Raw genomic sequence first — 12,216 nt, 5'->3', positions numbered from 1 at the left:
CTCGACTACGTCCGCACCACCGATACGTGCCGTACTGGCCTTCTTATCCGGGGCGTTGGCAGGCGCCCTCCTCCTGCTGGCCGCGCCCATGGCGTACGCCGGCGGGGACGGGCTGGTCCGCCGGGAGGTCACCTTCCGGGGCGGTGGCGGGCTCGTCCTGCACGGCACCGTCCTCAGCAGGAACGGAGCACCCGGCCCGGCACCCGGCATCGTCCTCGTCGGCGGCTCGGGCGCCGGCCCCCGGGAGGAATACCGGCAGGAGGCCGAGGCGTTCGCCCGCGCCGGGATCACCACGCTCGTCTACGACAAGCGGACCGTCGGATACTCCAGGCTCCATGTGGACTTCGGCCTGCTGGCCGACGACGCGCTCGCCGGAGTGCGGTTGTTGCAGTCCAGGAACGGGGTGAACGCACGCCAGGTCGGGCTGTGGGGGTTCAGCGAGGGGGGCTGGGTGGCGCCGCTGGCCGCGTCGCGCTCGACCGACGTCGCGTTCGTCGTCACCATCGGCGGACCCGGCTACGACCCGCTGCGTACCCAGGCCTGGAACCTCGCCACGCATCTGCGCCATCAGGGGGTGGGCGGACCGTTCCGCCGCACCGTGGCCGGCCCCGCCGCCCGGTTCATGGCCTCGACCGGTCTGTTCCCCGAGGCCGGCTATGACCCCGTGCCGGTGCTGGAGCGGCTCCACCGAACTCCGGTGCTGGCCCTGTGGGGCGATCACGACACCCAGGTGCCGCCCCAGGAGAGCGCACGGATCTTCCGCGAGGCCCTGGCCCGTGCGGGCAACCGGCATGCCGTCATCGGCTTCGTCGCCGGCGGCGCGCACAACGGCCACCGCACGTCGGACGGGTTCGACCGGATCGGTGGCCCGCTCTTCCACGGCAAGAAGCTGGGGGAACTGGCCCCGCGCTATGCGCAGACCATGACCTCATGGGTGCGGGCCGTCGCCGCCGGCCACCCACCGGCCTCGACCGCCGCCCCCGCACCCGGGCAGGCCTTCGCCACCACCCCCGTACCGGACCACGCCTGGTACGCCTGGCTCGCCCCCGCGCTGCTGCTCCTCGGCTTCGCCGCCTACCCGATGAGCGCTCTCGCGCGCCGGGGCCCGGTCCTGCGCCCCGTGCGATGGCTGGCCGGACTCGGCCTGCTGGCGGTCGTGACGACGGTGGCCTGCCCGCTCGCCGTCTTCGCGGCGGGCACCGGCGCAGCGGCGCCCGTCGTGTGGGGCCGTCCGGCTCTGTGGCTGGTGGTCCAGGCGCTCGCCGTCGCCGTGGTGGCATCCGCCTGCGTCTCGGCAGCCGCCCTCCGACGCCGACGCCTGACACCGAACCACGCGGCCTGGCTGCGCCTCGCCCCGGCCGGACTGGCCACGCTCGGCTTCATACCGTGGGCGGTGTGGTGGGGCGTCGCCGGGTGACGACCACCGCCTTCCAAGCCGACGACAACCCTGACGGCAGGGACGACATGGAAGTGGCTTGCCCGAGCGGCCTGAGAGGGAGCGGTCTTGAAAGCCGTTGAGGCGCCAGGTCGTTGTCAGTGCTGCTTGCTAGTTTGCCCAGTGGAGTGAGACCGGTCAGAGAACCTTCGAGGTCCGCGGTCAAGGGGGGTGGGCACAAAGGTCCCCGGGAGCCACCTCGGGACTATGTTGCATGCCGTGGATCCCCACCCCCCTCATCCTCCGCGGGACAAGCGGCCGGCGCTTCATGGACACTCCTGCCGAACAGCCTGCCCCGTGAGTCCCCGAGCGTTCTGGCACGCGAGTGGCACGGCCCGGTGGCGGCCCAGGTTTCTGGCGAGTGGTCAGCGCTGCCTCCTCCTGAGGGCGCGAGCATCGCCGCCGCCGATCTCATAGAAGAAGCCGTAGACCCAGACGAGCAGCATCGGCACAAGCACCGCCAGCCAGAGCAAGGCCCAGCCTCCAAGGAGCGCGACCCAGATGGTGAGGCCCATCTCCACTGCTCCGGCGATCAGAACGCCCGTGATGGTGGGCCAATGGACCTTCCGATCTACCTGCGCAGATCGCTCGGGGATGTACCTCTGAGTCATCCAGTCCAGATGAGTCTGAAGCCGGCGGTGCGCCGAGGAGGTTTCCGGCAGCTGAGAAAGCAGAGCAGCCTCTTCCTTCATCGCCTGTAACAGCTTGTCCGCCACGGTCACGTTGGCCGACTTGATTGCCACCCAAGCCGTTGCCATGCCCGCAAGCAGTGTTCCGACCGCACCGGCCACTGCGGTCATGACGTCTATGGACATCAGCCCCCTCGCTCAGACGGCCCGACCCAGTATGCGCCCGACCGCCCCAGCCGCGACGTACCCCATCTCTGACATCAGTTGACTGAACGCGCAGTGCGCGGGGGACGGAGCCGCCTCGAAATTCGTTCGTGTCCCGCTCCGGCCGTTGCTACCGTCGTTGGCATGAAGCGTGCCCTGCCGTGTCCGTTCTGCACGACGACGTCGGAGACCGTCCCGGCGCGCTGACACCTGACCAGTCCGAAGCCCCGGGGTGAACGTCCCGGGGCTTCGTCGTGTCGCGGGTCGTTCGCCTTCTTGAGGGAGGAGACCCGCCATGCACGACCACCGCCGACTCGGCCGTGAACTCGGTCTGTTCGACACCGACCCGCTGATGGGCGCCGGCCTGCCGTACTGGCTGCCCGACGGGGCGGTCGTACGGCACGCCCTGGAGGAGTACGTCCGGGACGCGGAACGCCGGGCCGGGTACCGGCATGTGTACTCGCCCGTGCTCGGCAAGCGGGAGCTGTACGAGCTCTCCGGGCACTGGGCGCACTACAGGGAGGACATGTACCCGGCGATGCGGGTGGGCGCGGAGGAGGTCGTGCTGCGGCCGAGCCTGTGTCCGCATCACGCGCTGATCTACCGGTCCCGTGCGCGCAGCTATCGCGAACTGCCGTTGCGGATCGCCGAGGTGGGGACCATGTACCGGTCCGAGCTGTCCGGTGTGCTGGGCGGACTCACCCGCGTGCGGGCCATCCAGCTCAACGACGCGCATGTCTTCTGCACCCTGGAGCAGGTGGTCCAAGAGGCCCGCACCGCCCTGGAGCTGATCGGCCGCGCCTACGCCGACCTCGGGATCAGCGCCGTACGGCACCGGCTCTCGCTGCCCGGCGAGGGCGGGAAGTACGTCGCCGACCCGGAGCTGTGGCGGCGGGCCACCGCGCTGCTGCGCGAGGTGCTGGACGGGGCAGGGGTGGTTTACGAGGAGGCCGAGGGGGAGGCCGCGTTCTACGGGCCGAAGATCGATGTGCAGATCGCGGACTCCGCCGGGCGGGAGTCGACCTTGTCCACCGTGCAGATCGACTTCCACCAGCCGGAGCGGTTCGATCTGCGGTACGTCGGCGCGGACGGCCGCAAACACCGGCCGGTGATGGTGCACCGGAGCGTCATCGGGAGCGTCGAGCGGGCCGTCGCGCATCTCGTCGAGGTGCACGGCGGGGCCTTTCCGGCCTGGCTGGCGCCGGTGCAGCTGCTCGTCCTGCCGGTCGGCGAGGAGCAGCTGGCCCGGGCGGAGGCGCTGGTCGCGGCCGCGGTCGCGGGCGGGTTGCGTGCCGAGGTCGCCGGGCCCGAGGAGGGGAGTCTGGGCGCCCGGGTGCGAGCCGGCCGGCTCGTGCCGTACCAGGCGGTGATCGGTGCGCGGGAGGCCGAGGCGGGGGTGGTGGCCGTACGGCTGCGGGACGGACGACAGCCCGGCGCGTTGCCGCCGGCGGACCTGGTCCGGCGGATCGGCGAACGGGTGGCGGGCCGCGGGACCGCGCTCTGGACCGACTGACGGAGGTCGAGGAGGACGGAGGTGCGGTCGGGCCCTTAGGGTCGTGGCTGACGGAAGGAGCCTCCCGTGGCCGGTCAGCCCATTCCCGTGATCATCGACTGTGACACCGGTGTCGACGACGCCCTCGCCCTCCTCTTCGCCGTACGGCATCCCGGGCTCGACCTGCGGGCCGTGACCTGTGTCGCCGGGAACACCGATGTCGACGGGGTGGTCCGGAACACCCTGACCGTGCTGGAGCGGGCCGGTGCCGGGGACGTTCCCGTCGCCCGGGGTGCCGAGCGGCCGTTGATAGAGGCGGCCCGGTCGGCCCGGCATGTGCACGGGGCGGACGGGATGGGCGACCTGGGGCTGCCCGCGCCGGCCCGCCGCCCCGTCGACGTCGACGCCGTCACCCTGCTCCGCCGCGAGATCCTCGCCTCGCCCCGCCCGGTCACCCTCGTCCCCACCGCACCGCTCACCAACATCGCCCTGCTGCTGCGCACCCACCCGGAGGTGACGCGGAACATCGAGCGGATCGTGTTCATGGGCGGCGCCGTCGCCACCGGGAACGCCACGCCGGTCGCCGAGTTCAACGTCTGGCACGACCCCGAGGCCGCCGCGGTCCTGCTCACCGCCGGAGTTCCGATCACCATGTACGGCCTGGACGTCTTCCAGCGGGTCCTGGTCCCGGGCGCGGAGGTACGACGGCTGCGCGCGAGCGCGGAACCGGGCGCCCGGCTCGCCGGTGAACTGCTCGCCCACCGGCCGGCCACCCCGGACCCGGACGCCGGTGACCAGGATGCCGGCGGCCTCGGTGACGCGGGCGCGGTGTGTGCCGTGGCCGACCCGGCCGGTCTGACCACCCGGCTGCTGCCCGTCGAGGTCTCCCTGGCCCCGGGCCCGACCCGGGGCCAGACGATCGTCGACCGCCGCCCCCGCCCCGGCGAGTCAGAGATCCACGGCGGCGGCCGCGAACAGGCCATGGTGGACGTGGGGTTGGACGTGGACGTGGCGCGGTACGTGAAGCTGTACCTGGAGACCGTCGGGGGGCGGTAGCAGGGCCCGGGCTGCCGCGCCCCCGAAGGGGCGCGGGGAACTGCGCGACCAGCCACGACGGCGCCGCAGACGACCGACGGCCTCTCGCGGCCCCGCGGCGGAGCCGCATATCGGCACAACCAGCGGAGCGCCTACGCTCGGGTCGTCTTCCGCCGCCGCGTGGCGACGACGATCGCCGCGCCGCCGGCCAGGAGCACGGCCGCGCCGCCCGCGAGGTAGCCGGTGCTGGAGCTCGCGCCGGTGTGGGCGAGGTCGCCGCCGTTGCCGGAGTCGGTGCTCGGGACCGACGCCGGGGTGGGCGTCGACGAGGACGAGGAGGAGGATGACGGGGACGGGGTCGCGCTGGGCGTACCGGTCTCCGAGCTCTCCGAGGGCGCCGGGGTGGTGGTCCCCTCGGCCGGGGTGGACTCCGAAGGGGAGGCCGAGGGGGTCGGGGACGGCGAGGACGACGACTCGGTCGTCGAGCAGTCCTTCGTACCGCCGTTCCAGGACGCGATCAGCTTGTCCTTGATGACCGCGTGGTCGGGGCCGGCCGGCAGGTCACCGTGCTCGAAGCCGTCGCCCGCGTCCTTCTTCCCGTCGAACTTGACGGCGCCCCGGTAGAGGTCGATCTGCGCGAAGCAGCCGGCGTCCGGGACCGCGATGTCGAGGGAGTCGGTCTGGCCCTGCTTGACCGTCACCGAGTCGAAGTCGACGAAGATCTGCTGCCCGGAGGTGGCGAAGGTGGCGCCGTGGGCGAGGTAGGAGGCGAGCGAGGCGGTGCAGCTGGCGGCGTCACCCGCGGCACGGACCTTGAGGTGGACCTTGCCGTCGCCGGTGACCTTCAGGTTCTGGTCGTCGACCTTCACCGAGTCGTAGAAGTTCGAACCGTCGATCGAGAACTGGCACTTGTCCGTGCCGGTCTCCGTGCCCGCTCCCGTGCCGGGGCTGTAGTGGCCGCCGGACTTCCAGCCGTCACCGCCGGAGGTGTCGTGCGCCCAGGCGCCGGACGCCCCGGCGACGGAGACGGCACACAGCGCGAACGACGCGACGCCCGTCCCCAGCAGGCGGCGCGCGGTGACATGTCTGGCTATGGACATGGATATCCCATCGTGGATGCTCGCGACGAGCAGCAGAGGTCTGCGGAGGTCAGAAAACACCGGGCTCACTGGTCACATGTGCCACGGCGTGGGCCCATCGTGATCGGGGCCGCCGAACCATGTCAACTTGCGGTGACACCAGGGGAGTTCGCTGGTCATCACAACTTCATCACACGGGGAATGATCCACTCCGTGAGGTGTGAAGGTTCGCCTTCGCGGCATTCTGGACAGACTTCCCCTTGTTGTTCTCCGCCCGGAAGGAGCACGCGTGGTCGACCTCTCGTCCAGGAACCCCGACTGGTGGCGTCAGGCCGTGATCTACCAGGTGTATCCGCGCAGCTTCGCCGACGCGGACGGCGACGGACTCGGTGACCTCAGGGGACTCACCGAGCGGCTCTCCCATCTGGCCGCGCTCGGCGTGGACGCCCTGTGGCTCAGCCCCTTCTATCCGTCCGAACTCGCCGACGGCGGCTACGACGTCGCCGACCACCGGGACGTCGACCCCCGCCTCGGCACCCTGGACGACTTCGACGCGATGGCCGCCGAGGCACACCGGCTGGGCCTGAAGGTGATCGCCGACATCGTCCCGAACCACACCTCGCACCTCCACCCCTGGTTCCAGGAGGCGTTGCGGGCGGGCCCCGGGTCCGCGGCCCGCGAGCGCTACGTCTTCCGTCCGGGGCGTGGCGAGCACGGCGAACTCCCGCCCTCCGACTGGCAGTCCGTGTTCGGCGGCAGCGCCTGGCGCCGGGTGCCGGACGGCGAGTGGTACCTGCACCTCTTCGCTCCCGAACAGCCCGACCTGAACTGGGAGCACGCCGACGTCCGCGCCGACTTCCGCACCACCCTGCGCTTCTGGTCCGACCGGGGAGTCGACGGCTTCCGGATCGACGTGGCCCACGCCCTGGTGAAGGACCTCGCCGAGCCGCTGCGCGACGTGGCGGAGTTCGGCGCGACCGGCGAGGAGGCGCTGGAGCGGGTACCGCCGGGCACCCACCCCTACTGGGACCGCGACGAGGTGCACGAGATCTACCGGGACTGGCGCAAGATCTTCGACGCCTACAGCCCGCCCCGCACGGCGGTCGCCGAGGCCTGGGTCCCGGACGCCCGCCGCGCCCTGTACGCCCGCCCGGACGAACTCGGCCAGGCCTTCAACTTCGAGTATCTGCAGACCCCTTGGGACGCGGCCGCGCTCCGCGAGGTCATCACCGGCTCCCTCGCCACCGCCCGCGCCGCCGGCGCCTCGGCCACCTGGGTGCTCTCCAACCACGACGTCGTACGGCACGCCTCCCGGCTGGTGCTGCCGCCGGGCACGGACGAGAACGCCTGGCTGCTGTCCGGCGGACGGGACCCGGAGATCGACGGGAGCGCGGGCCTGCGCCGCGCCCGGGCCGCCACTCTCCTGATGCTGGCGCTGCCCGGATCGTCGTACGTCTACCAGGGCGAGGAACTCGGCCTGCCCGAGGTCGCCGACCTGCCCCTCCCGGTCCTCCAGGACCCGATCTGGGAACAGACGGGCCATGTCCGCAAGGGCCGCGACGGCTGCCGGGTGCCGCTGCCGTGGACGGCGGGCGGTCCGTCGTACGGCTTCGGGTCCGGCGGTGCCTGGCTGCCGCAGCCGGAGTGGTTCGCGTCGTACGCCGTCGAGGCGCAGGCCGGTACGGAGGGCTCCACGCTGGAGCTCTACCGCACCGCGCTGCGGCTGCGCCGCAAGCTGCTGGAGGGCGAGACGCTGACCTGGGCCGAGGCGCCCGAGGGGGTGCTGCACTTCGCCCGGTCGGAGGGCTGGCGGTGCGTCACGAACGTGTCGCACGCGCCGGTTCCGCTGCCGCCGGGCGAAGTGCTGCTCGCCAGCGTGCCGTTGCCGCTTGACGGCACGCTGCCGCCCGACACCACGGTGTGGCTGGGCGTCTGACTCAGCCGGCGGTGGGACTGGGGGTCCCGCCGTTGCCGACACCGGCGCCGCTGCCCGTGAAGCCCGCCTCACCCGGCAGTGCCGGCGGACTGGTCGTGCTGTTGACCGGCGGGGTGAGCACGACCTGTGGCTGGCCCGGGTCCGGCGGCGGCGGGGTCAGGTCGACGGCGGGCAGCTTCGGCGCGGTCGTCTCCTGGAAGAGGACCGACGGGAAGTCGACCAGGCCGGTCTGCTCCATCACCGTGATGTGGTCGAGGACCGTGGCGTTGGCCTGGTCGGCGAGCGTGCGCACCAGCGTGTTCTCGGTGGTGGAACGAATCTTCGCGATGGTGTTGAAGATCGAACCGTGCGTCACGCGCAGGATGTTGGCGAAGTCGGTGTCGAACTTCTTCCCGCTGTCGGCGGTCAGCGTGCTGACGAACCCCTGCTGCTGCGGGGAGGCCACGTTCGGGATGGCGATGTTGAGCATCTGGCTGATCTTGCGGCAGCTGGTGTCCAGCGCCGCGTGACCGTCGATCAGGTGCTTGCTCGCGGTGATGACCGCCGGGGTCGTGCCCTTCTTCAGGCCGAGCTGGCCCACCGGGTACTCCCAGAGCCCGGCCGCGCGCACCTTCACCACGAAGTCGCGGTCGCCCTCGGTCAGCGGCCCCCACTGTGTGTTGGCGATGACTCTGGTGGTCGCGCTGGACGTGGTGGTCACACCCAGCATGCTCGGATAGGCGAGCGCCGCGAGGGTCAGGCTCAGAGCTCCTCCCACGAAGAGAGTGCCTGTCGCGTTACGCGAAAAGGGCATCGGTGCCTCCGGCCAGGGTCGGGGGTCCCGCGCGCGGCGGGGGTCGGACGCAGAGAAGTACGGACAGGGATGCGCTCGAAACCTTTTGGTTTGGCAAAGAACTTGTGAGGCCTTGCCCTGTCGGGGTGACTGTCTCCCCATGTCTTGCCCAGGGGGTGGTGATGATTTCCCCTGCTAGGAGTGGTCATGACAAAGACGCGGACTAGCTTCGCCCCATGCCCCCACACTCATCCCCCCGCGTCCCGCGTCTGCCAGGCGGAGCGGCTCCCCGGGGTCCCGCCGCGCTCCCCGTGCTGCCCTACCGCAAGCCCACCAAGGGCCGTGACTACTGGGTGTTCGACGACGTCCTCCCGGACGTGGACGCCGTACGGGAACGCTGTCTGGCCAAGGACGACTGGGTCCAGGGATACCCGTACACCTCGGAGACCTGGCCCGGACTGCGCACCATGCCCGGCCTGGAGCCCGCCGAACTCGCCGTCGTGGAAGGGCTGGTGAAGCAGGCGACCGGCGCCGGGAAGCTGTGGGTGCAGCAGGCGCCCGGCGGCGGCACCCTCAACCACAACTGCGTCCAGGTCGTCGGCGAGGGCGAGAGCGAGCCGCGCCCGCACACGGACTCGCGGGCGCTGTGCCGGTACGCGGCGGTGCTGTATCTGAACCCCGGGGTCGCCAAGGACTGCGGCACGGCGTTCTACCGCCAGTCGCTGCCCGGCGGCCGGCTCGGCGGCAACATCGTCCAGGCCCCGCACAACAACCTCGTCGAGGCGCTGGGAACGCGGTTCGTCCCGGCCGACCACTTCGAGGAGGACGTGCGCGTCCCGCACAAGTACAACCGGCTGCTCCTCTACAACGCCAACCTCGTGCACAGCGCGACCGGTTACGCGGGCAGGACGCTGGAGGAGAAGCGGATGACGGCGGTGTTCTTCTGGATGGCGTGAGCGGGCGCCGTTTGTAACGGCGGGCGTGACACGACCACGACGGGCCCGTGACGGCGATCTCCGAACTTCTCGTCCCGGGGCCGCATCGAAAGGGGTGTCCGGCAGAGAGCCGGGGAGATCACCACCGCTGGGGGACCCCATGTCGAACCGCCGTCGCACCCACGTCCGCAAGTCCGCCGCCGCCCTGGCCGGTGCCGCCGCGCTGATGGCCCTGCTCACCGCGTGCAACGGCACCGCGACCGGCTCCGTCACCACCACCGACGGCGGTACGGCCGCCCCGGCCGCCGGCGACTCGACCGGCGGGTCCGGCTCCACCGGCTCTGCGGCCCCGTCGAACGGGGGCACCGGCTCGGGGAGCAGCGGGAGCAACGGGAGCGGGAACACGTCGGGCTCGTCCACCTCCGGGGGTTCCTCCTCGGGCGGTTCCTCCTCCGGCGGCACCGCCGCGGGCAGCTCGGTGCCCGCCTGCAAGGCCGGCGATCTCGACTACTCCTGGCCCGTCGGCGACCCGTCCGCGGGTCAGCAGCAGTCCGTCGCCATCGCGCTCACCAACAAGAGCGGCCACACCTGCACGATGTACGGCTTCCCGGGCGTCGACCTGGTCAACAGCGGTACGCAGTGGTCGCTCCAGCGCACCAACGCCACCCCGCAGCGGGTCACCCTCGCCAACGGCGCCGCCGCCCACTTCGTGATCACCTACCTGAAGTCGGACGACGCCGGCACCGCGTTCAGGCCGTCCACGGTGGTCATCACCGCGCCGAACCAGCGCACCTCCTATGACATCCCGTGGCAGGGCGGCCCCATCGTGCTCCAGGACGGCGCGACCCACCCGGGCACCTACGTCGGCCCGGTCGGCAAGTAACCGCGGGCCGCCGGCCCCATGCTTCACGCCGCGTCGCGCACGCAGCGGAAGCCGGTGTGACCGGTGGAGCTGTCGGGGGTGTTGGCGGTGCGGGCGGCGACCCGGTAGCGGTTGCAGTAGGAGGCGTGGCAGAGATGGGAGCCGCCGCGCATGACGCGCGCGGTGCCGTGGGCCGGGCCGGTGGGATCGGCCTCCGTACGGCGGTGGTCGGTGGCCCACCAGTCGGCGCACCACTCCCAGACGTTGCCGGACGTGTTGTGCAGGCCGTACCCGTTGGGCGCGAAGGCGTCGACGGGGGCGGTGCCGCGGTACCCGTCGGCGGCGGTGTTGCGGGTGGGGAAGGTGCCGCGCCAGATGTTGCACCGGTACTCCCCGTCCGGGTCCAGTTCGTCCCCCCACGGATAACGGGCCTGTTCGAGACCGCCCCGGGCCGCGTACTCCCACTCCGCCTCGGTGGGCAGCCGCTTGCCGGCCCAGGAGGCGTAGGCGGCGGCGTCGTACCAGGAGACATGGACGACGGGATGGTCACCGAGCCCGTCGAGCCCGCTGCCCGGCCCGGCCGGCCGGTTCCAGACGGCCCCCGCGACCGCACACCACCAGGGTGTCTCCGGCGGTCGCGGCGCGCCCCGGCGCAGCGCGGCGGGCAGGAACCCGGCGAAGACGTACGACCAGCCCAGCCGTTCGGCGTCGGTGACGTACCCGGTGTCGGCGACGAACGCGGCGTAGTCGTCGTTGCGCACCGCGCAGGCGTCGATGAGGAACGGCGACACGCGGACGGTACGGACCGGCCCTTCGCCGTCCGCCGGGAACCCGTCGTCGTCCTCGGCGCCCATACGGAACTCACCGCCGGGGAGCGCGATCATGCCGGTGCTGTCGGGGGTGCCCTCGGGGGTGTCGCCGGGTGCGGCGAGGGGGCGTACCGGCAGGGCGTCGGGGGCGGAGGGCGCGCAGCAGGCGGACGGCGGACGGGTGGGCTCCATGGGCGGAGTGTGCCGCAGGCGCCTGTGGACGCGTCGCGTGGGGTGCGGGCGGATGTCCGCACCGGCAGGCTCGTCCCGACCGGCGATAATGAGCCCATGGCATCCCCTTCGGCCCGCCGACTCCCGGACGGGACACCGGCCGCCGCGTGAACCTGACCGAGCTGCACCGCCGTCTGCTGCCCGATGTGCTCTCGGTCGGCGCGGTCTATCCGCTGGCCCTGACCGGCGATTACGCGGCCCAGGCGCACGGCCTGTTCGACCGCCCCGGCCGGACCCTGGACGTCGCCACGCAGCACGCGGCGCCGATGCGGATGGTCGCCGGAACGGTCGCGACGGGTCTGCGCGAGCGCGGCTGGCAGGTCGCGACGCGCGAGACGGACCCCCTCTCGGCGCAGCTCGTGGTCACCGACGCGGTCACGGAGGACGAGGGCGAGGTCGACATCCTCAAGGAAGTCCTCTGGTACCCGCCGGTCCGGACGGAACTCGGCCTGACGCTCGCCCCCGAGGACGTGGTGGGCATGCGGGTCTGGACGCTGACCGACCGCGGCCTGCCCCGCGACCTCCTGGTCGTGCACGCCGCCGCGGACCGCTGGACCCTCCCGGACCTGGAGGACCTCGGCCGCCGCCACGCCCGCGACACCTTCGACCTCGCCGACCTCCAGTCCCGCCTGACCGGCGCCGACCGGATCGACGACAGGGAGTTCGCGGCCTGCGGACTCGACGACCGGGCCGTCACCGAACTACGCCGGTGGGCCCAGGCCTGGGCGGACGACATCGCGGAACGCCTGATGGAGGCTCAGCCGCCCGAGGACTGAGGCCGCCCGGCCCGTTCACGG

Annotated in this window: 11 protein-coding genes; 7 read left to right on the top strand and 4 right to left on the bottom strand. The window is 72.1% G+C overall.

Annotated elements, in window-relative coordinates; translation table 11 throughout:
• Positions 1-55 precede the first annotated feature (55 nt).
• On the top strand, positions 56-1,417 hold the full coding sequence (locus AB0D85_RS28825; protein ID WP_362326232.1) for a prolyl oligopeptidase family serine peptidase: 1,362 nt from the start codon (positions 56-58) through the stop codon (positions 1,415-1,417).
• Between the two features lie 383 nt (positions 1,418-1,800).
• On the opposite strand, the gene AB0D85_RS28820 is transcribed toward AB0D85_RS28825, so the two are convergent.
• Positions 1,801-2,250, bottom strand: coding sequence for a hypothetical protein (locus AB0D85_RS28820; RefSeq protein ID WP_362326229.1), 450 nt, complete (start codon positions 2,248-2,250; stop codon positions 1,801-1,803).
• Between the two features lie 313 nt (positions 2,251-2,563).
• Here AB0D85_RS28820 and thrS point away from each other — a divergent pair, with 313 nt between their 5' ends.
• Both thrS and AB0D85_RS28810 read left to right on the top strand, forming a co-directional pair.
• The gene (thrS, locus tag AB0D85_RS28815) at positions 2,564-3,781 is read left to right on the top strand and encodes a threonine--tRNA ligase (protein WP_362326226.1); all 1,218 of its coding nucleotides are present in this window, start codon (positions 2,564-2,566) and stop codon (positions 3,779-3,781) included.
• Between the two features lie 66 nt (positions 3,782-3,847).
• On the top strand, positions 3,848-4,816 hold the full coding sequence (locus AB0D85_RS28810; protein WP_362326223.1) for a nucleoside hydrolase: 969 nt from the start codon (positions 3,848-3,850) through the stop codon (positions 4,814-4,816).
• A 131-nt stretch (positions 4,817-4,947) separates the two neighbouring features.
• Here the strand turns inward: AB0D85_RS28810 and AB0D85_RS28805 are convergent, their stop codons facing one another.
• Positions 4,948-5,895 (bottom strand): LAETG motif-containing sortase-dependent surface protein, encoded by a 948-nt coding sequence (locus AB0D85_RS28805; protein ID WP_362326219.1) that lies wholly within the window; start codon positions 5,893-5,895, stop codon positions 4,948-4,950.
• Between the two features lie 268 nt (positions 5,896-6,163).
• Here AB0D85_RS28805 and AB0D85_RS28800 point away from each other — a divergent pair, with 268 nt between their 5' ends.
• Positions 6,164-7,810: a glycoside hydrolase family 13 protein gene (locus tag AB0D85_RS28800; protein WP_362326216.1), complete on the top strand. Its 1,647-nt coding sequence runs from the start codon at positions 6,164-6,166 to the stop codon at positions 7,808-7,810.
• A gap of 1 nt (position 7,811) precedes the next feature.
• Here the strand turns inward: AB0D85_RS28800 and AB0D85_RS28795 are convergent, their stop codons facing one another.
• A complete protein-coding gene (locus AB0D85_RS28795; protein ID WP_362326213.1) occupies positions 7,812-8,567 on the bottom strand; it encodes a DUF4142 domain-containing protein in 756 nt (251 codons plus the stop codon).
• Between the two features lie 326 nt (positions 8,568-8,893).
• Between AB0D85_RS28795 and AB0D85_RS28790 the strand changes: the two genes are divergently transcribed.
• Together AB0D85_RS28790 and AB0D85_RS28785 are read left to right on the top strand one after the other, a co-directional pair.
• Positions 8,894-9,538 carry a DUF6445 family protein gene (locus AB0D85_RS28790; protein WP_362326702.1) on the top strand — a complete coding sequence of 215 codons (645 nt, stop codon included), beginning with the start codon at positions 8,894-8,896 and terminating at the stop codon, positions 9,536-9,538.
• Between the two features lie 139 nt (positions 9,539-9,677).
• Positions 9,678-10,400: a DUF4232 domain-containing protein gene (locus tag AB0D85_RS28785; protein WP_362326210.1), complete on the top strand. Its 723-nt coding sequence runs from the start codon at positions 9,678-9,680 to the stop codon at positions 10,398-10,400.
• Positions 10,401-10,423: 23 nt separating this feature from the next.
• Here AB0D85_RS28785 and AB0D85_RS28780 read toward each other — a convergent pair whose 3' ends face one another.
• A complete protein-coding gene (locus AB0D85_RS28780; RefSeq protein WP_362326699.1) occupies positions 10,424-11,263 on the bottom strand; it encodes a formylglycine-generating enzyme family protein in 840 nt (279 codons plus the stop codon).
• A gap of 263 nt (positions 11,264-11,526) precedes the next feature.
• On the opposite strand from AB0D85_RS28780, the gene AB0D85_RS28775 reads away from it, so the two are divergent.
• The gene (locus AB0D85_RS28775) at positions 11,527-12,195 is read left to right on the top strand and encodes a hypothetical protein (RefSeq protein ID WP_362326207.1); all 669 of its coding nucleotides are present in this window, start codon (positions 11,527-11,529) and stop codon (positions 12,193-12,195) included.
• The last annotated feature ends 21 nt before the right edge of the window (positions 12,196-12,216 follow it).

It is taken from the genome of Streptomyces sp. NPDC048277 (genome assembly GCF_040652235.1).
Classification (GTDB): Bacteria; Actinomycetota; Actinomycetes; order Streptomycetales; family Streptomycetaceae; genus Streptomyces.
The sequence above is the reverse complement of the archived record's forward strand: the minus strand, read 5'-3'. Positions and strand labels throughout refer to the sequence as shown.

What these genes read in the sequence shown, in the direction of transcription:
- AB0D85_RS28820 (WP_362326229.1), bottom strand. Translation starts at nt 2,250, where the DNA reads ATGTCCATAGACGTCATGACCGCAGTGGCCGGTGCGGTCGGAACACTG.
- thrS (WP_362326226.1), top strand. Translation starts at nt 2,564, where the DNA reads ATGCACGACCACCGCCGACTCGGCCGTGAACTCGGTCTGTTCGACACC.
- AB0D85_RS28805 (WP_362326219.1), bottom strand. Translation starts at nt 5,895, where the DNA reads ATGTCCATAGCCAGACATGTCACCGCGCGCCGCCTGCTGGGGACGGGC.
- AB0D85_RS28785 (WP_362326210.1), top strand. Translation starts at nt 9,678, where the DNA reads ATGTCGAACCGCCGTCGCACCCACGTCCGCAAGTCCGCCGCCGCCCTG.
- AB0D85_RS28780 (WP_362326699.1), bottom strand. Translation starts at nt 11,263, where the DNA reads ATGATCGCGCTCCCCGGCGGTGAGTTCCGTATGGGCGCCGAGGACGAC.